We start from the raw sequence: 22,269 nt of genomic DNA on the forward strand, positions 1-22,269 counted from the left end.
TTCCGTGTCGCGTCACCGGCGGGCCTCGTCACCGGCCCGATCCAGCGCCTCGGGGTGGGTGACCGGGCGGCCCGGCGCCGGGCGGTGGCGGACCAGGCTGGTCTCGCAGTGGTCGAGCCAGCGCACCTCGGCCTCGGCCTGGAAGATCATCGCGTCCAGCACCAACCGCCAGGGCAGATCCTCCGGCTTGTCACTCGCGTACTTCAAGCGGGTGAACTCCTGGAGCGCGCGCATCGTGGCGGCACGCTGCGTCTGCACCACCGCCCGGACGTCCACCCCGGGCGTGGTCAGGGCCAGGGCCAGCTTGATCGACAGCTCGTCCCGGGGCCGGTCGGCGCGGCTGATCGGGGTGGCGAACCAGAGCGCCAGGTCCGCCCGTCCGGCGTCGGTGATCTCGTACGGCCGCTGCCCGCCCTCGTTCTCCGGCAGCGGGCGGACCAGGCCGTCGCGTTCCAGCCGGGCCAACGTGGTGTACACCTGCCCGATGTTGAGCGGCCAGGTCGACCCGGTCGACTCCTCGAACGCGGCGCGCAGCTGATAGCCGTACATCTGGCCGCGTTCGAGCAGGGCGAGCAGGCCGTGGCGGATGGACATGACCTGGAGTATGCATACCTGGTATGCGGGCCGCAACCGTGGGGCTGCGCCGGGTGACCGGCCCCGCGCTCAGGCCGGCCGCCCCGGAAACGGGACGGTGACCGGGTTCACCCCGGCCGTGCGCCGCCAGCGGGTCGCCCGCAGCGCGCAGTCGGTGAGCGCGGCGAGCGCCGTGTTCCGGTCGACGCCCGTGGTGTGCGGCAGCGCGGCCCGCCAGTGGCCGGCGGTCCGCTCCTCAAGCTCCACGGCCAGCCGCAGCGCCGTCGTCCGGTCGGTCACCGGATAGGGCAGGGCGTACCCGGCCTGATCGGCGGGCACCTGCCCGGAGCCCTCGGCGAGTTGCAGCAGCAGCGCGTCGCGGCGGGACCGGTGGGACGCCTCGGCGGCGCGGGCGGCCGTGCGGGCCGCGCCGGTGAGGTGCACACCGACCACCCCGTACGCCCAGATCGCCGCGTATTCGGCGGCGAGCGCGTCGGCGAGGGCCTGGGTGCGTTCGCTCATGCTGGTCCGGCTGGGCATGCGCTCACGGCCCTCGCTGCGCTCGGTGCGTTCGCTCATGCGGTGCTGGCTGGGCATGCGCTCACGGCCCTCGCTGCGCTCGGTGCGTTCGCTCATGCGGTGCTGGCTGGGCATGCGCTCACGGCCCTCGCTGCGCTCGGTGCGTTCGCTCATGCGGTGCTGGCTGGGCATGCGCTCACGGCCCTCGCTGCGCTCGGTGCGTTCGCTCATGCGGTGCTGGCTGGGCATGCGCTCACGGCCCTCGCTGCGCTCGGTGCGTTCGCTCATGCGGTGCTGGCTGGGCATGCGCTCATGGCCCTCGCTGCGCTCGGTGCGTTCGCTCATGCCAGGGCCTCCACGTGGGTGGCCCGGGCCGCGGCGATCGAGCCGAGCAGCGCGGCCCGCTCGGGCGGCGCGTCCGCGCACGCCTTGGCGGCGTTCGTCCGGCCCTGCTGTTCGGCGCGGCGCAGCTCGGCGACGACGGCGTCGGGCTCGGCGGCCGGCGTGCCCGACGCGGCGGTCGACGGCGGGCCGGACGGCGCCGGCCGCCCGATCACCCGACGCAACTCCTCCGCGTGTGCCCGGTGCGCGTCGGCGATCGGAGTGAGCCGCTCGGTCAACGTCGGGGCGGCGGTGGCGGCGGCCCGGTGTCGCGCCTCGAGCGCGAGCGCCTCCGCCACCAGCGGCTCCAGCGCGTCCGGCGGCGACGGCTCGTCGTCCCGATCGAAAAGATCACAACCAGTCAGCGGCGCGGTCGCGCCGCCGAGCGCCACGAGCCCACCGGCGCGCAGCAGAGCGCGCCGGGAATGCCCGGCTCGGCCCTGGTCGGATGGTGTCGTGCGGGTCCCCACCGGACAAGTCAACACCATCACCGCCGCCGCGTGGGGCAGGGTCCCCGGTGCGCCGCCCGGTCCGCCGCCGCGCCCAAGCGTTACGCTCTGCGCAGCCACCGGGCGCGAACGCCCCGGTGGCGTGCCGGCATGGCGGGTCGACCGCCACGTCCGGCCTGGGACAACCCGGCCCGAAAGGCCGGGGCAACAGCAGAGAGGTGCGCCGACATGACGCAGCGTGGCCGTGTCACCCGGCCGTCGGGCCCCGCCGGGCGGCCCCGCCGGTCCGAGGGCCCACGCGGCGCGGATCGCGGCGGCGCGCCCCGCGGCGACCTCGCCGCCCGCCGGGCCCGCCTGCGCGAGGTGATCGAGCCGGTGGTCACCGCCGCCGGCTACGACCTGGAGGACCTCTCCGTCTCCCGGGCCGGGCGCCGGCACGTGGTCCGCGTGATCGTGGACGCCGACGGCGGGATCCGGCTGGACGCCGTCGCGGACGTGTCCCGGGCGGTCTCCGCGGCGCTGGACGCGGCCGAGGAGTCCGGCGGGGACATCGTCGCCGGTGAGTACCAGCTCGAGGTCAGCTCGCCCGGCGTGGACCGTCCGCTCACCCTGCCCCGGCACTGGCGGCGCAACGTCGGCCGGCTGGTCAAGGTCACCGCGCGCGGCGACGCCGGGGACCGGCAGCTCACCGGCCGGGTCACGGCCGCCGACGACGAGCGGGTGGTGCTGGAGACCGACGCCGGCCCCGCCACCCACCCCTACCCCGAGCTCGGGCCCGGCCGGGTCCAGGTGGAGTTCTCCCGCCTGGACGACCCGGCCGACGCCGATCTCGGTGACGACACCGACGACGACACCGACGACGACACCGACGACGACGAAGATCTGGAGGACGAGGAGAGGTGAACATCGACCTCGCGGCGCTGCGCGCCCTGGAGCGCGAGCGGGAGATCCCGTTCGACACGATCCTCGCGGCGATCGAGACCGCGCTGCTGACCGCCTACCGGCACACCGACGGCGCCGAGTCGCACGCCCGGGTGGAGATCGACCGCAAGAGTGGAGCCGCCTCGGTCTACGCCCAGGAGCTGGACGACGACGGCTCGGTGACCCGGGAGTGGGACGACACACCGCACGACTTCGGCCGGATCGCCGCCATGACCGCCAAACAGGTGATCCTCCAGCGACTGCGGGAGGCCACCGACGAGGTGCACTTCGGCGAGTACGTCGGCCGGGACGGCGACCTGGTCACCGGTGTGGTGCAGGCGCACGAGACCCGCCGGGAGAAGGGCATCGTCAGCGTCGACCTGGGCAAGCTGGAGGGCGTCCTGCCCCAGTCCGAGCAGGTCCCCGGCGAGCGTTACGAGCACGGCGAGCGGATCCGCTGCGTGGTCGTGCACGTCGCCAAGGGCATGCGCGGCCCGCAGATCACGCTGTCCCGGTCGCACCCCGCGCTGGTGAAGAAGCTCTTCGCGCTGGAGGTGCCGGAGATCGCCGACGGCACGGTGGAGATCGGCGCGATCGCCCGTGAGGCAGGTCACCGCACCAAGATCGCGGTGCGGTCGACCGCGTCCGGTGTCAACGCCAAGGGCGCCTGCATCGGCCCGATGGGGCAGCGGGTGCGCGCGGTGATGAGCGAGCTGCACGGCGAGAAGATCGACATCATCGACTGGTCGGACGACCCGGCCACCTTCGTCGGCAACGCGCTCTCGCCGGCCAAGGCGCTGCGGGTCGAGGTGGTCGACCTGGCGAGCCGGGCCGCCCGGGTCACCGTCCCGGATTTCCAGCTTTCGCTCGCGATCGGCCGGGAAGGGCAGAACGCCCGCCTCGCGGCCCGGTTGACCGGTTGGCGGATCGACATCCGCTCCGACGCGGAGCAGGCGGGCACCGGCGGGCGGGGCGGAGCTGATCACGTGCCGGAGCCGGGCGGCGCGATCTCGAGCAGCTAGGGGTAGACTTTCTCAGTGGCACGACGCGCGCTGCCGGAGCGCACCTGTGTGGGCTGCCGGAAACGAGCGCCGGCCAGCGAGTTGTTGCGGGTCGTCGCGGTCGGTGACGAGGCTGGTCAGACCAGTCTCCGGCCCGATCCGACCCGCAGACTGCCGGGTCGGGGAGCGAATATGCACCCCAATCCGGCCTGCTTCGCGCAGGCGGTGCGGCGCCGAGCCTTCGGGCGGGCGCTGCGCGTCGCCGGGGTCCCCGACCACGGCGCGCTTGCCGAGCACGTCGACGCGCAACCCCCGACGACCGGTCAACCCGACCGGTCGAGGGTCGCTAGCAAGGTAGGACGACCGACATGAGCACACGATGAAGTCGCAGAAATGACCAGGCTTCAAGTGCACGAGTGAGGTTGCTGCGGGTGCTGCCCGCACGACCTCGGAGTGAGGAGTGCAGTGGCAGGAAAGGCCCGCGTACACGAGCTTGCCAAGGAGCTCGGGGTCGAAAGCAAGACCGTTCTCGCCAAGCTCAAGGAGATGGGCGAGTTCGTGAAGTCCGCGTCCAGCACCGTCGAGGCGCCCGTCGCCCGACGGCTGCGGAGCGCGTTCGTGGCGTCCGCCGGTTCGCCGGCGCCCGCCGCCCCGCCGACAGCCGCCCCGAGCGGCCCGGCACCGACCCCGACACCCACCCCGACCCCGGGCGCGCCCCGGGTCTCGGCCCGACCGATGCCGCCCCGGCGACCGGCCGCGCCGACCCCCGGACCGAAGCCCAAGGGCCCGGTCCCCGGCCCGCCGCAGCCGGCGACCCCGGTCGCCAAGCCGGCGAGCGCGCACGACATCGAAGTGGCGGCTGCGGAAGCGCGAGCCGCCGCGCTGAAGGCTGAGCAGGAGGCCGCGGTCAAGGCCGCCCAGGCCGCCCGCCAGCAGCAGCGTGAGACCGTTCGCCGGGAGCCTCCGGCCGAGGGCGGTCCCCGTCCCGGCCCGCGTCCCGGCCCGAACGCCATGCCGCCGCGTCCGGGTTCCCCGGCCGCGCGGCCCAGCGGTCCCGGCCAGGGCCAGGGTCCGGGCGCCCGCCCCGGTGGTCGTCCGCCGGCCCGTGGCGCCGGCAACAACCCGTTCGGCATCTCCGGTGGCCAGCAGCGGCCCCCGGCCGCCGGTGGGGGCGGTCCCCGTCCCAGCCCGGCCGGCATGCCGCCGCGGCCCAGCCCCGCCTCCATGCCGCCGCGGCCCAGCCCGGCGTCCATGCCGAGCCAGCGCCCGACCACGGGTCGCCCCGGCGGCCCCGGTGGCGGTCGTGGTGGTCCCGGTGGCGGTGCCGGTCGTCCCGGTGGCGGCGGCGGTGGTTACCGCGGCGGTCCCGGCGGCGGTGGCGGCGGCGGTGGTTACCGCGGCGGTCCCGGCGGCGGTGGCGGCGGCGGTGGTTACCGCGGCGGTCCCGGTGGTGGTGGCGGCGCTCCCGGCGGTGGTTTCCGTCCGGGTGGCGGCGGTGGCCGTCCCGGTGGCGGTGGTCGTGGTCGAGGCGGCGGCGCGGCGGGTGCCTTCGGGCGTCCGGGTGGCCGGCCGACCCGTGGCCGCAAGTCCAAGAAGCAGCGCAGACAGGAGTTCGACAACCTGTCGGCCCCGACCATGTCCTCGGGTGCTCCCCGCGGTCAGGGTCAGGTCGTCCGGCTGTCCCGTGGCGCCTCGCTGTCGGACTTCGCCGACAAGATCAACGCCAACCCGGGTTCGCTGGTCCAGGAGATGTTCAACCTGGGCGAGATGGTGACGGCGACCCAGTCGTGCTCCGACGAGACCCTGCTGCTGCTGGGTGAGCACCTCGGCTTCGACGTGCAGATCGTCAGCCCGGAGGACGAGGACCGCGAGCTGCTCGCGCAGTTCAACATCGACCTCGACGCCCACGTCGCGGAGGACCGCCTGGTCAGCCGTGCGCCGGTGGTGACCGTCATGGGTCACGTCGACCACGGTAAGACCAAGCTGCTCGACGCGATCCGCAAGGCGAACGTCGTGGCCGGCGAGGCGGGTGGCATCACCCAGCACATCGGCGCCTACCAGGTCCACGTCCCGCACGAGGGCGAGGACCGCGCGGTGACCTTCATCGACACCCCGGGTCACGAGGCGTTCACCGCCATGCGTGCCCGTGGTGCCCAGGTGACGGACATCGTGATCCTGGTGGTGGCGGCCGACGACGGCGTGATGCCGCAGACCATCGAGGCGCTCAACCACGCCAAGGCGGCGGACGTGCCGATCGTGGTCGCGGTCAACAAGGTCGACAAGCCGGACGCGAACCCGGACAAGGTCCGCCAGCAGCTGACCGAGTACGGCCTGGTCGCCGAGGAGTACGGCGGCGACACCATGTTCGTCAACGTGGCCGCGAAGCCGGGCATCGGCATCGACGAGCTGCTGGAGGCGGTCCTGCTGACCGCCGACGCGTCGCTGGAGCTGACCGCTCCGATCGACGGGCCGGCGCAGGGTGTGGCCATCGAGGCGCACCTGGACAAGGGTCGTGGTGCGGTGGCGACCGTGCTGGTGCAGAAGGGCACGCTCCGGGCCGGTGACTCCATCGTCGCCGGTGGGGCGCACGGCCGGGTCCGGGCCATGCTGGACGAGAACGGCAAGCCGGTCGACACGGCCGGGCCGGCGCGTCCGGTCATGGTGCTCGGTCTGACCACGGTGCCGGGTGCGGGTGACACCTTCCTGGCCGCCGAGGACGACCGCACCGTGCGGCAGATCGCCGAGCAGCGGCAGGCACGGCGGCGGGCGGCGTCGTTCGCCAACTCCCGTGGCCGGGCCACCCTCGAGACGCTCATGGAGCAGCTCAAGGAGGGCGAGAAGACCTCGCTCAACCTGGTGCTCAAGGGCGACGTCTCCGGTTCCGTGGAGGCGCTCGAGGACGCGCTGTTCAACCTCGACATCCCGGAGGAGGTCCAGCTTCGGATCATCCACCGGGGCGTGGGTGCGATCACCGAGAGCGACGTCATGCTCGCGAGCGCCTCGTCCGAGGCGGTCACGATCATCGGCTTCAACGTGCGGGCCGCCAACAAGGTCCGCGAGATCGCCGACCGCGAGGGCGTGGAGATCCGGTACTACACGGTCATCTACCAGGCCATCGAGGAGATCGACGCCGCGCTCAAGGGTCTGCTCAAGCCGGAGTACGAGGAGGTCGAGCTGGGCACCGCGGAGATCCGCGACGTCTTCCGCTCGTCCAAGATCGGCAACATCTCCGGCTGTATCGTCCGGTCCGGCCTCATCCGCCGCAACGCCAAGGCGCGGCTGCTGCGGGACGGGGCGGTCGTGGCGGACAACCTCACGATCAGCTCTCTGAAGCGGTTCAAGGACGACGCGACCGAGGTCCGCGAGGGCTTCGAGTGCGGTCTGACGCTCGGCGGTTACAACAACGTCCAGGTCGGCGACGTCATCGAAACCTTCGAGATGCGTGAGAAGCCGCGCGCCTGAGCGGTGTGCACGACCGGTCGACGGCCGGGGCCTTCGGGTCCCGGCCGTCGCCGTTTCCGCAGGCTGCGACAATTCCCACGTGATCGGGTACGCGCTGCTCCTCGCCCCCTCCGCCAACCGCGTCTACGCCGACGCGGCGGCCCGGCTGGCCCGCGCCGAACTGGCCGTGTTCGCCGGTTCGGGCGTGCTCCACACGGCCCCGGCCGACGCCGCGACCACCCGGATCGGCGGGGTGGAGTACCTGACGTTCACCGCGCCCGAGCCCGGCCTCGATGCCCGGGACCTCGCCCACCTGGCGAACCTGTCGGCGGCGTACGCGCTCTTCGAGCGGGTCGGCGACGACCTGCTCCGGCCGGTGCCGCTGCACCCGCTGGCCCGGTACGACTCGGACCTCGTCACCATCCCCAAGTACGCCGGCAAGACCAACGAACAGTTCACCCGGCTGCTGCTCAACGTCACGCTGCTCGCCTCGGCCGCCGCGCCCCGGATGCTGGACGGGCAGCTCGTGGTGCTGGACCCGCTCTGCGGCCGGGGCACCACCCTCAACCAGGCGCTCATGTACGGCCACCACGGCATCGGGATCGAGCGCGACGGCAAGGACGTGGACGCGTACGCGGCGTTCCTGCGCACCTGGCTGCGTCGCAAGCGGCTCAAGCACACCACGGAGACGGTGCCGGTACGCCGGGACCGCAAGCTGGTCGCCCGCCGTTTCGAGGCGGTGCTCGCACCCTCCCGTGACGAGCACCGGACCGGCGCCACCCAGCGGGTCACCGTGCTGCACACCGACACCACCCGGGCGCGGGAGGTGCTCCGCCCCCGCTGCGCCGACGTGATCGTCACCGACGCGCCGTACGGGGTGGCCCACGGCAGCCGCAGCGACCAGGGCCTGTCCCGCAGCCCACTGGACCTGCTGGCCGCCGCCGTACCGGTGTGGCGGGAGCTGCTGCGGCCGGGCGGCGCGTTGGGGTTGTCCTGGAACACCCACGTCACACCGCGGGCGGAGGCGGAGGCCGTGCTGACCGCTGCCGGCCTGCGCGTGGCCGACGGGCCCGGCTGGCGCGACCTGTCCCACCGGGTCGACCAGGCCATCGAGCGGGACGTGCTGGTCGCGGTCGCGCCCTAATCGCGTGCCGCGAGTCCGCCGGCCGCGTACCGTTGCTCGCCGTGTATACCGGAACCGCGCTGTTCGACCTGTTGCTCCCGGGTGACTCCCGGTCCCTGAAGGCCAAGCGGTCCTACGTCCGGCCGATCGTCGCCGCGCTGCGCAAGTTCGAGGTCTCCGCCGCCGAGGTCGGCGCGCTCGATCTGCACGGCCGGGCCGAGATCGGGGTGGCGGTGGTGGCCGCCGAGCCGGCCCACGTCCGCGAGGTGCTCGACTCCTGCGAGCGGCTGGTCGCCGCCCGCCCGGAGACCGAATTGCTGTCGGTGCGCCGCCGCCTGCACGGCGCGGACGACTGACGCCGTCGGCGCGTCGCGCGGCACCCCGGCGGTGCCGCGCGACGCCCGGCGGGGCGCGGGTAGTGTTCTCGGACGTTGGGCGGTCGGGCCCGGCGTCGTCCTCCCGGCCGGCTTCCCGATCGCGGCGTCAGGCACGCCGGGGGCGTAGGAACAGTGATCCTGGAGGTGGGGACATGTCGGATCCGGCCAAGGTACGCCGGCACGCGGAGCGCGTCCGTGAACTCGTCGCGTCGGTGGTGCGGAGCCAGATCAAGGACCCCCGGCTCGGCATGATCACGATCACCGACGCCCGGATCACCGCCGACCTGCGCGACGCCACCGTCTTCTACACCGTGCTCGGCGACGCGACGGCCCAGGCGAGCACCGCCGCCGCGCTGGAGAGCGCCAAGGGCATGCTGCGCAGCACCGTCGGCAAGGCGCTCGGGCTGCGGCACTCACCGACCCTGACGTTCGTCCTCGACGACGTGCAGAACCAGGTCAAGCACATCGACGACCTGCTCACCGCCGCCCGCTCGGCCGACGCCGAGGTGCAGCGGCTCGCCGCCAAGGCCGCGTACGCGGGCGACGCCCAGCCGTACCGGGTCGAGGAGGACGCCGACGAGCCGTCGCAGTCGTCTACCGACGACTCGTCCACGGACGAGCCCGGCGGCGATCGCCGGTGACCGCGCCCGCCGGTGACGGCGCGCCTGTCGCCACCGTGGCCGGCGTGTCGCCGACGCCCGGCGGCGCAGTGGGTGGCGGCGGTGGCCCCACCGACGCCGATTGGGCGGCTGCCGTCGCGGCGGTACGCGGGCTGCCCGCCGACGCGCGGGTGCTGCTGATCTGCCACGTCAACCCGGACGGGGACGCCCTCGGCAGCATGCTCGGCTTCGCGCTGGGCCTGCGCCGACTCGGGTTCCATCACCTCCAGGCGACCTTCCCCGGGCCACCGGGCGCACCGGAGCCCTTCCGCTGGCTGCCCGGCATCGAGCTGCTGGTGCCGCCCGGCGACGTGTACCCGGAACCGGACCTGGTGGTCTGCTTCGACGCGGCGAGCGAGTCCCGGCTGGGCGACCTGGCCGACCGGCTCGCCACGGCGGGCACGTCGCTGGTGCTGGACCACCACGCCTCGAACACCGGCTTCGGCGGCATCAACCTGGTGGACCCGCACGCCGCGGCCACCTCGGTGGTCGCGCTGGGACTGCTGGACCGCCTCGGGGTGACGCTGGACGCGGCGATGGCCACCGGCCTCTACGTCGCGCTGACCACCGACACCGGCTCGTTCCGGTTCGAGGCGACCACCCCGGCCGTGCACGAGATGGCCGCGCGCCTGCTGGCCACCGGCATCCGGCCGGGGGACATCTCCCGCCGCGTCTTCGACACCCGCCCGTTCGGCGCGGTCCGACTCTTCGGCGAGGTGCTCGGCCGGGCCACGCTCGAACCGGCAGCCGCCGCCGGGCACGGCCTGGTCTGGACGTACGCCACCCGCGACGACCTCACCCGCCACGGCCAGCCGGCGTACGTGCTGGAAGCGCTCATCGACTCGGTCCGCTGCACCGCCGAAGCGGACGTGAGCTGCGTGGTCAAGCAGTCCGGGGAGGCCGAATGGGCGGTCTCGCTGCGCAGCAAGGGCGCGGTGGACGTCAGCCGCGTCGCGGTCGGTCTGGGCGGCGGGGGGCACCGGTTCGCCGCCGGCTTCACCGGGCGTGGTCCGCTCGACGAGGTGGTCGCGAGCATCCGTGACGCCCTCCCGTCGAACGTCCTCCCCCCGAACTCCTAGAGGTCCAGTCCGGGAAGCAGATTCACCTCGCCCTCGGTGGCCCCGCTTCCGCGTCCGTGCGGCCGATGGAATTCCAATCGCCGCCTGGCCGGAGGGCGGGTGCAACGGTGCGGGTGTCTGCGGTGTCCGGACACCCTTGGCGTTCCACTCACGGCCTTGGCGGCGCACGGGTGGAACGTTGTGGGTGTCTCCGGCGCGTTGAGACACCTCTAGCGTTCCAGTCGTGGCCCAGGTAGAGCATGGGTGGAACGTTGTGGGTGTCTCCGGCGTGCTGAGACACCCCTGGCGTTCCAGTCGTCGCCTGAACGGAGCACGGGTGGAACACCACGGGTGTCTCCGGTGCGCTGAGGCACCTCTGGCGTTCCAGTCGTGGCCCAGGCGGGGCACGGGTGGAACGGTGTGGGTGTCTGATGGCGTGCGGAATCGGTGGCCGTGTGGCGGGTGGGTGGGGTGTCCGGTTCGGGGGTGGTGGGTGGCACTCCGACGGGTGGAATCGTCGCCGGGGTGGGGGCGTTGTAACCCGGTGAACGACCGAGGAAGGCCAGCGCCGACACCATGCCGCGCGGCCCGACCCGCCCCTGGGAATGACGGTGGGCAGCCGGTCGTTACACCCTTCACCCCGGCACCGCGTTGAGGCCCCGCCCCGCGAAGCCGGATCCCCCGAAAAGCTTGTGAGCGCCTGACGGTGCTTGCACACGCGCCCAACCTCCCCCGTGGTGTGTGTGTCGACCCCCGGAATGGAGCCCCCTGATGAACACGATCCTGCGTAAGAGCGTCCTGGGTATCGCTGGTCTGGCGTTCACCGGTGGTGTGTTCGCCGGTCCGATCGCCGCCCACGCCGACACCGCCCACGCCGCCACGGCGGGTAAGCCGGTCGCCGTGCAGGCCGAAGGTAAGCAGTCGAGCATCACCCTCAACGGTGAGCAGACCGCGAACGTCAAGGCGATCATCGCCGCGACGAAGAAGGCCGGCCTGCCCGAGCGGGCCGCGGTCATCTCCATCGCCACGAGCTTGCAGGAGTCGAAGCTGGAGAACCTGGGCCACCTGGGCGACTCCAACGACCACGACTCCCTGGGTCTGTTCCAGCAGCGCCCCTCCTCCGGCTGGGGCACCCCGGAGCAGATCACCGACCCCGAATACTCCACCCTGGCGTTCCTCAAGGGGTTGAAGCAGGTCGACGGCTGGCAGGACATGCCGCTGACCGAGGCCGCCCAGACCGTGCAGGTGTCCGCCTACCCCGACGCCTACGCGCAGTGGGAGAACCAGGCCACCGACCTCGTCGCCAAGCACTGGAACAGCTGACGAAACAGCGCTGAAGGCCGGCACCCCGAACCACGGAGGTGCCGGCCTTCAGCGTTTTCGAGGCAATCACGAGGCGTGCCGGCCTTCCCGCCTTACGTCACGCTGGGGACAATCGGGTGATGGACCACTCCCGCGAGCTCACCGTCGAGGCACCCCGGGTGTGGGACCGCCCCGTCGTCTCCGTACCGGTGTTGATCTGCCTCTCTCTGGTCGGTGGTCAACTGCCGTCGTTCTCGACCGCGGCGAACCTCTACATCCTCGGCACCGGCGGGGGGCTGATCTGGGTCGGCCTGAACAACCGGGTGCCCCGGCGGCCGGCACCGCGTCGGCTGCCGTCGGCGGCGCTGTGGTGGCTGCTGCCGGTCACCGTCTTCGGGGTCTTCGAGGGGGCGACCTTCGTGTTGTCGGTGGGCGACGACTTTCCCACGTTCTCCCGGCTGGCCGACCCGCTGCTGGAGGACCATCTGGTCCGCTCGGCGGCCTGGTTCACCTGGCTGGCTGCGTTCTGGGGACTGGTCCGCCGATGATGCGCGCACTGGCCATCGGCGGGTTCCTGGCCGCGCTGCTGCTGTTCGCGGTCGTCGAGTGGGCCGCGCGCCGGGAGGGTTCCCGGATCCCGTCCCTGGCCGACGTCTGCGCCTTCGTCATGCGATACGAGGTGGGCCCGGTGCCGGTGGGCCGGATCGGTCTGTTCGGCTTCTGGTGGTGGCTGGGCTGGCACTTCCTGGCCCGCTGAGACGTCCCCCGGGCGACGGTTTGTCCTGTCCGCATCGCGGGAACAGTGGGCAGTATCTGGAAAGTGAACGTTAATTTGGGTGAGAGGCCGGCGCTTCGCGGCGCTGGTCACGGGCGGTGGTGCCACACTCGGCGTCCCCTCCCTCCAGGGTCAGACCGACCCGGGCTCACGCTGCCAGGCGAGCCGCTCCGGTGATCCCGGACCGCTGCCGGGCGCTCAGCAGGCCGACGACTCCCGGTCGTGGCGTGACGGTTGTCGCGACCAGCCGGAGCGCCGGGCGCCCGTAGGGCCGCCGTGTCTCGGCGGTCCGCACCCTGGAAGGACCCTCACATGCCCAGCAAGCGCAAGCCGCAGACCGAGACCACCACCGACGAGGCGCGCGAGCAGATGCGCCGCGCGCTGCAGACGTCGATGGACACTCGTCAGTGACGCAAACCGCCCGGCGGTGACGCCGGCCGGGTCCGGCGCCGCACCGCGCGCCCGACCACGTGCCGGCGTCATCGCCGCGCCGGACGATGTCACCGTCACGCCGGACGACGTCACTGTCGCGCCGGACGCCCGGCAGGAGACGCCGGACGCCCGGCAGGAGAGCGGAGGCGCTACCGTCCTCCGGTGCGCCGCATCCTGGTCGTCGGCAACTCCGGCGCCGGCAAGAGCACGCTCGCCGCTGAGCTGGCCGGGCGGCTCGATCTTCCCCTGATCCACCTCGACCGGCACTACTGGCGGGCCGGCTGGACCGCGCCGCCCCTTGCCGACTTCCGCGCCGAGGTGGCCGCGCTGGCCGCCCGCCCGGCCTGGGTGATGGACGGCAACTATGCCAGCACCCTCGATCTCCGGCTGCCCCGCGCCGACCTGCTGGTGCTCTGCGACCCGTCCCGGTGGCGGTGCCTGGCCCGGGTGCTGCGTCGCCGCTGGGCCCACCGTGCCGCGCCCCGGCCCGATCTTCCCGAGGGCTGCCCGGAGCGGGTCGATCTCGATCTCCTGCGCTACGTCTGGCGCTACTCCCGCGACTCCCGTCCCCGGGTGCTGGCGGCCGTTGCCGCGTACGCCCCCACCCTGCCGGTTCAGCGTCTCCGCGGCCGGTGCGACGTGGCACGCCTCCGGAACGACCTGAGTAAGTAGTCACCGGGCTTGCGTGCCTTACCCGCCTCGTGCCAGGATCAGCGGCGATGAGCACGACCGCCGCCGTACCCGCCACCGCCGCCTCGCCCCGGCGGATCGCTGCGCTCGCGCTGCCCGCCCTGGTGGTGCTGGCCGCCGAGCCGATCTACGTGCTCGTCGACACCGCGGTCGTCGGCCACCTCGGCCGGGTGCCGCTCGCCGCGATCGCGATCGGCGGCACGGTCATGACGTTGACCGCCTGGATCGGCACGGTCGTCGCGTACGGCACCACCGGACGGTCCGCCCGCCGCTTCGGCGCGGGGGACCGTGCCGCCGCGGTGGCCGAGGGCGTCCAGGCGTCCTGGCTGGCGCTGGCCGCCGGTGTGCTGGTGGCGGTCGCCGTGGCCGTCGGCGGGGGCGCGCTGGCGCGTACCCTCGTCGGGGGTTCCGGCGAGGTGGCCGACGCCGCCGCCGGGTGGCTGCGGATCGCGGTGCTCGGCGCGCCCGGCCTGCTGCTCGCCGCCGCCGGCAACGGCTGGTTGCGGGGGATCCAGGACACCCGCCGGCCGCTGCTGTTCGTGCTCGTCCCCAACCTGCTCTCCGCGCTGCTCTGCCCGCTGCTTGTGTATCCGGCCGGGCTGGGCCTGGTCGGGTCGGCGGTGGCGAACGCGGTCGCGCAGACGCTCTCCGGCTGTCTCTTCGCGGCGGCGCTGGTGCGCGAGCGGGTCCCGCTGCGGCCCCGCCTCCGGGTGATCGGGCAGCAGTTGGTGCTCGGCCGTGACCTGCTGGTCCGGGGCGTGGCGTTCCAGGCCAGCTTCCTGTCCGCGACCGCCGTCGCGGCCCGGTTCGGGGCCGCCGCGGTCGGCGCGCACCAGATCGCCGTACAACTCTGGTTCTTCACCGCGCTGGTGCTGGACGCCCTCGCGATCGCCGCGCAGGCGCTGGTCGGGGCCGCGCTCGGTGCGGGCGACGCGGCGGGCGCGCGGTTCCTCGCCCGCCGCGTCGCCGTGCTCGGCGGGCTGTGCGGCGTGGCGTTCGCGGTGCTGATCGCCGCCGGCGCCGGCCTGGTGCCGGGCTGGTTCAGCTCCGATCCGCAGGTACGCGATCAGGCCATGGTGGCGTGGCCCTGGCTCGCGGCGCTCCAGCCGATCGGCGGCGTGGTGTTCGCCCTCGACGGGGTGCTGATCGGCGCCGGTGACGTGCGCTACCTGCGCAACCTGACCATCATGGCCGCGTTCGGCGGGTTCCTGCCGGCGATCTGGCTGGCCTACGGGCTCGACCTCGGGCTGGGCGGGATCTGGGCCGGGCTGACGCTGTTCGTGGTGCTCCGGCTGGTCGCCCTGCTGCTGCGGCTGCGGTCCGGCGCGTGGGCGGTGGTCGGCGCGGTCCGCTGACCCGCGCGGTATCCCCCGCCCGGGCTGATCGTCGCCGTCTGGCAGGCTTTCCGGTCGTGAGCGCAGATGGTCTGATCGTGGTCGACAAGCCCGGCGGCATGACGTCGCACGACGTGGTGGCCCGCATCCGGCGGCTGGCCCGGACCCGCCGGGTGGGGCACGGCGGCACGCTGGACCCGATGGCCACCGGCGTGCTGGTGATCGGGGTGGGCCGGGCGACCCGGCTGCTCACCTACGTGATCGGCGCCGGCAAGAGCTACGCGGCGACGATCCGGCTGGGTCAGGCCACGGTCACCGACGACGCCGAGGGCGACGTGGTCGCGAGCACGCCGGCCGGCACGGTCACCGACGACGCGGTACGCGCCGCGCTGGCGGCGTTGACCGGCGAGATCGACCAGGTGCCCAGCGCGGTCAGCGCCATCAAGATCAACGGTGAGCGGGCGTACAAGCGGGTCCGTGACGGGGAGAGCGTCGAGTTGCCCGCCCGCCGGGTCACCATCGCCAAGCTGGACGTGCGGGCGATCCGCCGGGACACCCCGGACGTGGTGGACGTGGACGTGGACGTGACCTGCTCGTCCGGGACGTACATCCGGGCCGTCGCCCGGGACGCGGGCCTGGCGCTCGGGGTCGGCGGCCATCTCACCGCGCTGCGCCGCACCGCCGTCGGCGGCTTCGACCTGGCCGAGGCGGCCACCCTGGCGCAGTTGGAGGAGCGCGCGCCGGACGTGGTGAACCTGCCGCTCGACGCCGCCGCGCAGCGGTTCTTCCCGCGCCGGGACGCCACCGTCGAGGAGGCGCGCACGCTGTCGCACGGCGGGCCGCTGGACCCGGCCGGCATCGCCGGGCCGTACGCGGTCTTCGGGCCGGCGGGCGGGTTGATCGCTATCGTCAGCGAGCGGGACGGGCGGGCCCGCGCGGAGATCGTCCTGGCCCCGGCCTGACGGCCCGGGCGGGACCTGGCCCGGCCGGACGGCACGGGCGGACAGGGGAGGAGCGGCATGCAGCGGTGGCGGGGGTACGAGGCGGCGCCCGGCGGTTGGGGGCGCTCGGTGGTCACCATCGGCGTCTTCGACGGGGTGCACCAGGGGCACCAGGCCACCATCGGCCACGCCGTGGCCCGCGCCCGGGAGTTGGGCGTCCGGTCGGTGGTGGTGACGTTCGACCCGCACCCGGCCGAGGTGGTACGCCCCGGCTCGCACCCGGCGGTGCTCACCGAGCCGGCCCGCAAGGCGGAGCTGATCGAGGCGCTCGGCGTGGACGTGCTCTGCGTGGTGCCGTTCACCGCCGAGTTCTCCCGGCTGCCGGCCGAGGCGTTCGTGCACGACATCCTGGTCGAGCACCTGCACGCCGCGCTCGTGGTGGTCGGCGACAACTTCCGGTTCGGGCACCGGGCGGCCGGTGACGTGGCGCTGCTGGAACGCCTGGGCCGCACGTTCGGCTTCGCCGTGGAGGGCGCTCCGCTCGTCGCCGGGGCGGGCACCGTCTTCTCGTCCACCTACATCCGGTCCTGCGTCGACGCGGGCGACGTGCGGGCGGCGGCGGACGCGCTCGGCCGTCCGCACCGGGTCGAGGGCGTGGTGGTCCGTGGCGACCAGCGCGGGCGTGAGCTGGGTTACCCGACCGCCAACCTGTTCACCCATCGGTACGCGGCGGTGCCCGCCGACGGCGTGTACGCGGCCCGGCTGGTGCGCCGTGGCGGCGACCCCCTCGCCGCGGCGGTGTCGATCGGCACGAACCCGACGTTCTCCGGGCGGGAGCGCCGGGTCGAGGCGTACGCGCTGGACTTCACCGGTGACCTGTACGGCGAGCGGCTGGCCCTGGACTTCGTGGCACACCTGCGTGAGCAACGGACGTACGACGCGATCGAGCCGCTGGTCGCCCAGATCGCCGAGGACGTGGAGCGTACCCGCCGGGCGGTGTCCTGACCGCGCGCCGGCCGCCCCGGGCCGGGGCTGGTAGGCTGACGGGGACGTCGGCTGACCGACGGGGGCCTCGCGTGCCTGCACGACGCCGCGGGTGCGAGGAACCGGTCCGTCGCACCGGTCACCACGACCGCTCCGACGGACCTCATCGAACCACCCACGAAACAGGGAGAACATGGCGCTCGACCAGGAAGCCAAAGCCAAGATCCGCCAGGAGTACGCGACCGCCGACGGCGACACCGGTTCGCCGGAGGTGCAGGTCGCGGTCCTGACCAAGCGGATCGCCGAGCTCACCGAGCACCTGAAGGTGCACAAGCACGACCACCACAGCCGCCGTGGGCTGCTGCTGCTGGTCGGCCGGCGCCGGCGGCTGCTCAACTACGTCCAGAAGAAGGACATCAACCGCTACCGGTCGCTCATCGAGCGGCTCGGCCTGCGCCGATGACCTGACGGGGGAGTGGCCGCTCGGCCGCTCCCCCGTTCCGGTACCACCGAGAAACCCCGGCCGCGACGACCCGAGAGGGAGCCGGTCAGCACCGGTCTCCGGTAGTGGCCCCCGGGAACCCCGGCAGACGAGCCGGCCCCCGGGCGCTTCGATCGAAGACCGGCCGCCTGAGCAGTTCCCGTGTCGTCGGCCGACGACGCGAAGGAGCACCACAGCACATGACCGAGACCAACCTCGGCACCGAATCCCGCACCGCCGTGATCGACAACGGGTCCTTCGGCACCCGTGAGATCACCTTCTCCACCGGCCGGCTGGCCCGGCAGGCCGCCGGCTCCGTCGTCGCCCAGCTCGGCGAGACGGTCGTCCTCTCCGCCACCACGGCCGGGAAGCAGCCGCGCGAGTCGTTCGACTTCTTCCCGCTGACCGTCGACGTCGAGGAGCGGATGTACGCCGCGGGCCGGATCCCCGGCTCGTTCTTCCGCCGCGAGGGCCGGCCCAGCGAGGACGCCATCCTCACCTGCCGGCTGATCGACCGGCCGCTGCGCCCGTCGTTCGTCAAGGGCCTGCGCAACGAGGTCCAGGTCGTCGAGACCGTCCTCGCGCTCGACCCGCTGCACCCGTACGACGTGGTGGCCATCAACGCCGCCTCGATGTCGACCAAGCTCTCCGGCCTGCCGTTCTCCGGCCCGATCGGAGCGACCCGGGTCGCGCACGTGGACGGCCAGTGGGTCGCCTTCCCGACCCTGGAGGAGCTGGCCCGGGCCACCTTCGACATGGTCGTGGCCGGCCGCACCCTGGCCGACGGCGAGGTCGCGATCATGATGGTCGAGGCCGAGGCCACCCCGAACGCGGTGACCCTGATCTCCGGCGGCGCCACCGCGCCGACCGAGGAGATCGTGGCCAGCGGCCTGGAGGCCGCCAAGCCGGCCATCCGCGAGCTGTGCCGGGCGCAGAGCGAGCTGGCCGAGGTGGCCGCCAAGCCGGTCGCCGAGTTCCCGATCTTCCTGGACTACTCCGACGACGCGTACGACGCGGTGGCCGACGTGGCCCGCGCCGACGTCGCCGAGGCCCTGAAGATCGCCGGCAAGGCCGACCGCGAGGAGGCCCTGGACCGGATCAAGGCCAAGGTCGCCGAGGAGCTGACCGGCCGCTTCGAGGGCCGCGAGAAGGAGCTGTCCGCCGCGTTCCGCTCGCTCACCAAGTCCGAGGTCCGCAACCGGGTGCTGCGCGAGCAGGTCCGCATCGACGGCCGCGGCCCGCGTGACATCCGCCCGCTGACCGCCGAGGTCGGCGTGCTGCCGCGGGTGCACGGCTCCGCGCTGTTCGAGCGCGGCGAGACCCAGATCCTGGGCGTCACCACGCTGAACATGCTGCGCATGGAGCAGATGGTGGACACGCTGTCCCCGGAGAACCGCAAGCGCTACATGCACAACTACAACTTCCCGCCGTACTCCACCGGTGAGACCGGCCGGGTCGGCTCGCCGAAGCGGCGCGAGATCGGCCACGGCGCGCTGGCCGAGCGGGCGCTGATCCCGGTGCTGCCGTCGCGCGAGGAGTTCCCGTACGCCATCCGGCAGGTCTCCGAGGCGCTCGGCTCCAACGGCTCCACCTCGATGGGTTCGGTCTGCGCCTCGACCCTGGGCCTGCTCTCGGCCGGTGTGCCGCTGAAGGCGCCGGTCGCCGGCATCGCCATGGGCCTCATCTCCGACGAGGTCGACGGCAAGACCCAGTACGTGACGCTCACCGACATCCTCGGCGCCGAGGACGCGTTCGGTGACATGGACTTCAAGGTCGCCGGCACCCGGGAGTTCGTCACCGCGCTCCAGCTCGACACCAAGCTGGACGGCATCCCGTCGGACGTGCTGGCCGCCGCGCTCCAGCAGGCGCACGAGGCCCGGCAGACCATCCTCGACGTGATGCAGGCGGCGATCGAGGCCCCGGCCGCGATGAGCGACTACGCGCCGCGGGTGACCACCGTCAAGATCCCGGTCGACAAGATCGGCATGGTGATCGGCCCGAAGGGTCAGACCATCAACGCGATCCAGGACGAGACCGGCGCCGAGATCTCCATCGAGGACGACGGCACCATCTACGTCGGCGCGACGAACGGCCCGTCCGCGCAGGCCGCGGTCGAGCGGATCAACGGCATCGCCAACCCGACGCTGCCGAAGGTCGGCGACCGGTTCCTCGGCACCGTGGTGAAGACCGCCGCGTTCGGCGCCTTCATCTCGCTGCTCCCGGGCCGCGACGGCCTGCTGCACATCTCCAAGGTGGGCGACGGCAAGCGGGTCGACAAGGTCGAGGACTTCCTCAACGTCGGCGACAAGGTCGAGGTCGAGATCGCCGACGTCGACGCGCGCGGCAAGATCTACCTGGACAAGGTCCGCCCGGAGGGCGCCGAGGCGCCGGCCGCCGGTGAGGCCGCCGGCGGCGAGCGTCCGGCCGGCCGCGGTGGCGACCGCGGCCCGCGTGACCGGGGCGACCGTGGTGGCGAGCGCGGCGGCGAGCGTCGCCCGGAGGGTGGCGAGGGCGGCGACCGCCCGCGTCGCCGGACCCGGCACAGCTGATCGACCGACCGGCCCGGGCGGCGTACCGTCGCCCGGGCCGGCACACGGCTCCAGGCCGCGCTCGGCGGGCTGGAGCCGTTCGTCATCCACCCCTTCGCGGCACGGAGAGCAGGTAAGTCGTGAGTTCGTCCTCCCCGGCACGGGCGGTCACCCGCACCCTCAGCGACGACCCGCTCGGCGGCACCGTCCGCCGCACCGTGCTCCCCAGCGGCCTGCGGGTGCTCACCGAGGCGATCCCGGCGATGCGCAGCGTCTCGTTCGGCATCTGGGTGGCGGTCGGCTCGCGGGACGAGACCGGGCCGCAGGCCGGTGCCGCGCACTTCCTGGAGCATCTGCTCTTCAAAGGCACGAAGAAGCGCACCGCGTTGGAGATCTCGGCCGAGATCGAGGCGGTGGGCGGCGAGACGAACGCCTTCACCACGAAGGAATACACCTGCTACTACGCCCGGGTGCTGGACGAGGACCTGCCGCTGGCCATCGACGTGATGTGCGACGCGGTCGCCGACTCGGTGCTGGCCGCCGCCGACGTGGAGACCGAGCGCGGCGTGATCCTCGAAGAGATCGCCATGCACGACGACGAGCCCGGCGACGAGGTGCACGACCTGTTCGCCCGCGCGGTCTACGGCGACCACCCGCTGGGCCGGCTGATCTCCGGCACCGAGGAGACGGTCACGCCGATGACCCGGCGGCAGATCCAGGGCTTCTACCGCAGCCGCTACACCCCGCCGCGGATCGTGATCGCCGCCGCCGGCAACCTCGACCACGCCGCCGTGGTCAAGCTGGTCCGGCAGGCGCTGCGGGGCACCCCGCTGGACGCCGACCCGGCCGTGCCGGCGCCGCACCGACCGACCACCCCGGCGGTACGCACGCAGCCGGCCACCACACTCGTCGAGCCGAAGGAGACCGAGCAGGCGCACGTCCTGCTGGGCTGCCCGGCGATCGACCGCACCGACGACCGGCGTTTCGCGCTGGGCGTGCTCAACAACGTGCTCGGCGGCGGCATGTCCAGCCGGCTGTTCCAGGAGATCCGGGAGCAGCGCGGCCTCGCGTACTCGGTCTACTCCTACGCCAGCCAGTACGCCGACAGCGGCGTGTTCGCCGTCTACGCCGGCTGCGCGCCCGGCAAGGTGGACGAGGTGCTGGACCTGACCCGGGCCGAGCTGGCGCGGGTGGCCGCCGAGGGCGTCACCGAGGCCGAGATGGCCCGGGGCAAGGGCATGAGCAAGGGCTCCTTCGTGCTCGGCCTGGAGGACACCGGCTCGCGGATGAGCCGGCTGGCCAAGGGCGAGCTGCTCTACGGCAACCTGATGCCGGTGGACGAGCTGCTGGCCCGGGTGGACGCGGTGACCCTGGCGGACGTGAACACCCTCGCCGCCGAACTGCTCGGCCGGCCGATGTCGCTGGCCGTGGTCGGCCCGTTCGACGACGGCGCCTTCATCGCCTGAGCCGGACCGCCGGACCGGCGCAGCGCACCGCCCCGGCTGGGATAGGTTGTGGCCCGTGACTGAGGAGCAGAGGAACGCGGCCCGGGTCGGCGTGCTGGGTGCCCGGGGCCGGATGGGCATGGAGGTCTGCAAAGCCGTCGACGGTGCGTCCGACCTGGAACTGGTCGCCGCCGTCGACCAGGGCGACGACCTGACCGAGGTCGCCGACGCCGGCGCCGGCGTGGTCGTCGACTTCACCACCCCCGACGCCGTGATGGACAACCTGCGCTGGTGCGTCGAGCGGGGCATCCACGCGGTCGTGGGCACCACCGGCTTCACCGAGCAGCGGCTCGCCCAGGTGCGCGCCTGGCTGGCCGACCGACCCGGCGTGGGCGTGGTGATCGCCCCCAACTTCGGCATCGGCGCGGTGTTGATGATGCAGTTCGCCGCCCGCGCGGCCCGGCACTTCGAGTCGGTCGAGATCGTCGAGCAGCACCACCCGCGCAAGCTGGACGCGCCCAGCGGCACCGCCACCCACACCGCGCGGCTGATCGCGGCGGCCCGGGCCGAGGCCGGTCTCGGCCCCGCGCCGGACGCCACCCGCGACGAGGTGGCCGGCGCCCGCGGCGCCGACATCGACGGGGTACGGGTGCACGCGGTCCGCGCCACCGGCCTGGTCGCCCACCAGGAGGTGCTGTTCGGCACCACCGGCGAGACGCTCACCATTCGGCACGACTCGTACGACCGGGCCTCGTTCATGCCCGGGGTGCTGCTGGCGGTGCGCGAGGTCGGCCGCCGGCCCGGTCTGACCGTCGGCCTGGACGCCCTGCTCTCCTGAGCGGGCGTAAGGAGGGG

The 22,269-nt window shown here is 73.4% G+C and carries 22 protein-coding genes; 19 read left to right on the plus strand and 3 right to left on the minus strand.

What is annotated here, in order from left to right; all coding sequences use genetic code 11:
* Window positions 1-12 precede the first annotated feature (12 nt).
* The 3 genes from O7619_RS11300 to O7619_RS11310 all read right to left on the minus strand — a co-directional run bounded on the left by O7619_RS11300 (window position 13) and on the right by O7619_RS11310 (window position 1,865).
* Entirely contained in the window at window positions 13-594 is a 582-nt protein-coding gene (locus O7619_RS11300) for a PadR family transcriptional regulator (protein WP_282287493.1), read from the minus strand.
* A gap of 69 nt (window positions 595-663) precedes the next feature.
* The gene (locus O7619_RS11305; protein ID WP_282288776.1) at window positions 664-1,095 is read right to left on the minus strand and encodes a ferritin-like domain-containing protein; all 432 of its coding nucleotides are present in this window, start codon (window positions 1,093-1,095) and stop codon (window positions 664-666) included.
* A 338-nt stretch (window positions 1,096-1,433) separates the two neighbouring features.
* A complete protein-coding gene (locus tag O7619_RS11310; RefSeq protein ID WP_282288778.1) occupies window positions 1,434-1,865 on the minus strand; it encodes a hypothetical protein in 432 nt (143 codons plus the stop codon).
* A 285-nt stretch (window positions 1,866-2,150) separates the two neighbouring features.
* Here O7619_RS11310 and rimP point away from each other — a divergent pair, with 285 nt between their 5' ends.
* From rimP to dapB, 19 genes are all read left to right on the plus strand, one after another.
* Window positions 2,151-2,825 (plus strand): ribosome maturation factor RimP, encoded by a 675-nt coding sequence (gene rimP, locus O7619_RS11315; protein WP_282287494.1) that lies wholly within the window; start codon window positions 2,151-2,153, stop codon window positions 2,823-2,825.
* A complete protein-coding gene (nusA, locus tag O7619_RS11320) occupies window positions 2,822-3,865 on the plus strand; it encodes a transcription termination factor NusA (RefSeq protein WP_281584392.1) in 1,044 nt (347 codons plus the stop codon). The genes rimP and nusA overlap by 4 nt, the downstream gene beginning before the upstream one ends.
* Window positions 3,866-3,880: 15 nt before the next feature.
* Window positions 3,881-4,216, plus strand: coding sequence for a YlxR family protein (locus O7619_RS11325; RefSeq protein WP_282287495.1), 336 nt, complete (start codon window positions 3,881-3,883; stop codon window positions 4,214-4,216).
* A 93-nt stretch (window positions 4,217-4,309) separates the two neighbouring features.
* Window positions 4,310-7,306: a translation initiation factor IF-2 gene (gene infB / locus O7619_RS11330; protein ID WP_282287496.1), complete on the plus strand. Its 2,997-nt coding sequence runs from the start codon at window positions 4,310-4,312 to the stop codon at window positions 7,304-7,306.
* A gap of 79 nt (window positions 7,307-7,385) precedes the next feature.
* Window positions 7,386-8,429 (plus strand): SAM-dependent methyltransferase, encoded by a 1,044-nt coding sequence (locus tag O7619_RS11335; protein ID WP_282287497.1) that lies wholly within the window; start codon window positions 7,386-7,388, stop codon window positions 8,427-8,429.
* A 41-nt stretch (window positions 8,430-8,470) separates the two neighbouring features.
* A complete protein-coding gene (locus tag O7619_RS11340; protein WP_013284668.1) occupies window positions 8,471-8,764 on the plus strand; it encodes a DUF503 domain-containing protein in 294 nt (97 codons plus the stop codon).
* A 173-nt stretch (window positions 8,765-8,937) separates the two neighbouring features.
* A complete protein-coding gene (gene rbfA / locus O7619_RS11345; RefSeq protein ID WP_282287502.1) occupies window positions 8,938-9,426 on the plus strand; it encodes a 30S ribosome-binding factor RbfA in 489 nt (162 codons plus the stop codon).
* 68 nt (window positions 9,427-9,494) lie between these two features.
* Window positions 9,495-10,523 (plus strand): bifunctional oligoribonuclease/PAP phosphatase NrnA, encoded by a 1,029-nt coding sequence (locus tag O7619_RS11350; RefSeq protein ID WP_282288780.1) that lies wholly within the window; start codon window positions 9,495-9,497, stop codon window positions 10,521-10,523.
* Window positions 10,524-11,273: 750 nt separating this feature from the next.
* Window positions 11,274-11,825: a hypothetical protein gene (locus tag O7619_RS11355; protein WP_282287504.1), complete on the plus strand. Its 552-nt coding sequence runs from the start codon at window positions 11,274-11,276 to the stop codon at window positions 11,823-11,825.
* A gap of 119 nt (window positions 11,826-11,944) precedes the next feature.
* Window positions 11,945-12,352, plus strand: coding sequence for a hypothetical protein (locus tag O7619_RS11360; RefSeq protein ID WP_281584384.1), 408 nt, complete (start codon window positions 11,945-11,947; stop codon window positions 12,350-12,352).
* Window positions 12,352-12,561: a DUF6186 family protein gene (locus O7619_RS11365; protein WP_282288781.1), complete on the plus strand. Its 210-nt coding sequence runs from the start codon at window positions 12,352-12,354 to the stop codon at window positions 12,559-12,561. Before O7619_RS11360 ends, O7619_RS11365 begins: the two co-directional genes overlap by 1 nt.
* Window positions 12,562-13,173: 612 nt before the next feature.
* On the plus strand, window positions 13,174-13,683 hold the full coding sequence (locus O7619_RS11370; protein ID WP_282287507.1) for an adenylate kinase: 510 nt from the start codon (window positions 13,174-13,176) through the stop codon (window positions 13,681-13,683).
* A gap of 47 nt (window positions 13,684-13,730) precedes the next feature.
* Complete coding sequence (locus O7619_RS11375) at window positions 13,731-15,056, plus strand: MATE family efflux transporter (protein ID WP_282287509.1); 1,326 nt, start codon at window positions 13,731-13,733, stop codon at window positions 15,054-15,056.
* Between the two features lie 56 nt (window positions 15,057-15,112).
* Window positions 15,113-15,997: a tRNA pseudouridine(55) synthase TruB gene (gene truB / locus O7619_RS11380; RefSeq protein WP_282287510.1), complete on the plus strand. Its 885-nt coding sequence runs from the start codon at window positions 15,113-15,115 to the stop codon at window positions 15,995-15,997.
* A 57-nt stretch (window positions 15,998-16,054) separates the two neighbouring features.
* Window positions 16,055-16,981 (plus strand): bifunctional riboflavin kinase/FAD synthetase, encoded by a 927-nt coding sequence (locus tag O7619_RS11385; RefSeq protein WP_282287512.1) that lies wholly within the window; start codon window positions 16,055-16,057, stop codon window positions 16,979-16,981.
* Between the two features lie 172 nt (window positions 16,982-17,153).
* Entirely contained in the window at window positions 17,154-17,423 is a 270-nt protein-coding gene (gene rpsO, locus O7619_RS11390; protein ID WP_281584377.1) for a 30S ribosomal protein S15, read from the plus strand.
* A 218-nt stretch (window positions 17,424-17,641) separates the two neighbouring features.
* On the plus strand, window positions 17,642-19,990 hold the full coding sequence (locus O7619_RS11395; RefSeq protein ID WP_282287514.1) for a polyribonucleotide nucleotidyltransferase: 2,349 nt from the start codon (window positions 17,642-17,644) through the stop codon (window positions 19,988-19,990).
* A gap of 119 nt (window positions 19,991-20,109) precedes the next feature.
* The gene (locus O7619_RS11400; protein ID WP_282287516.1) at window positions 20,110-21,435 is read left to right on the plus strand and encodes a pitrilysin family protein; all 1,326 of its coding nucleotides are present in this window, start codon (window positions 20,110-20,112) and stop codon (window positions 21,433-21,435) included.
* 55 nt (window positions 21,436-21,490) lie between these two features.
* A complete protein-coding gene (gene dapB, locus O7619_RS11405) occupies window positions 21,491-22,252 on the plus strand; it encodes a 4-hydroxy-tetrahydrodipicolinate reductase (RefSeq protein WP_282287517.1) in 762 nt (253 codons plus the stop codon).
* The last annotated feature ends 17 nt before the right edge of the window (window positions 22,253-22,269 follow it).

This window comes from Micromonospora sp. WMMD998 (genome assembly GCF_029581235.1).
In the GTDB taxonomy this organism is placed as follows: domain Bacteria; phylum Actinomycetota; class Actinomycetes; order Mycobacteriales; family Micromonosporaceae; genus Micromonospora.

Coding starts and splice junctions, on each gene's coding strand:
- O7619_RS11300 (WP_282287493.1), bottom strand. CDS start 594: ATGTCCATCCGCCACGGCCTGCTCGCCCTGCTCGAACGCGGCCAGATG.
- O7619_RS11305 (WP_282288776.1), bottom strand. CDS start 1,095: ATGAGCGAACGCACCCAGGCCCTCGCCGACGCGCTCGCCGCCGAATAC.
- rimP (WP_282287494.1), top strand. CDS start 2,151: ATGACGCAGCGTGGCCGTGTCACCCGGCCGTCGGGCCCCGCCGGGCGG.
- rbfA (WP_282287502.1), top strand. CDS start 8,938: ATGTCGGATCCGGCCAAGGTACGCCGGCACGCGGAGCGCGTCCGTGAA.
- O7619_RS11355 (WP_282287504.1), top strand. CDS start 11,274: ATGAACACGATCCTGCGTAAGAGCGTCCTGGGTATCGCTGGTCTGGCG.
- O7619_RS11360 (WP_281584384.1), top strand. CDS start 11,945: ATGGACCACTCCCGCGAGCTCACCGTCGAGGCACCCCGGGTGTGGGAC.
- O7619_RS11365 (WP_282288781.1), top strand. CDS start 12,352: ATGCGCGCACTGGCCATCGGCGGGTTCCTGGCCGCGCTGCTGCTGTTC.
- O7619_RS11375 (WP_282287509.1), top strand. CDS start 13,731: ATGAGCACGACCGCCGCCGTACCCGCCACCGCCGCCTCGCCCCGGCGG.
- O7619_RS11385 (WP_282287512.1), top strand. CDS start 16,055: ATGCAGCGGTGGCGGGGGTACGAGGCGGCGCCCGGCGGTTGGGGGCGC.
- rpsO (WP_281584377.1), top strand. CDS start 17,154: ATGGCGCTCGACCAGGAAGCCAAAGCCAAGATCCGCCAGGAGTACGCG.
- O7619_RS11395 (WP_282287514.1), top strand. CDS start 17,642: ATGACCGAGACCAACCTCGGCACCGAATCCCGCACCGCCGTGATCGAC.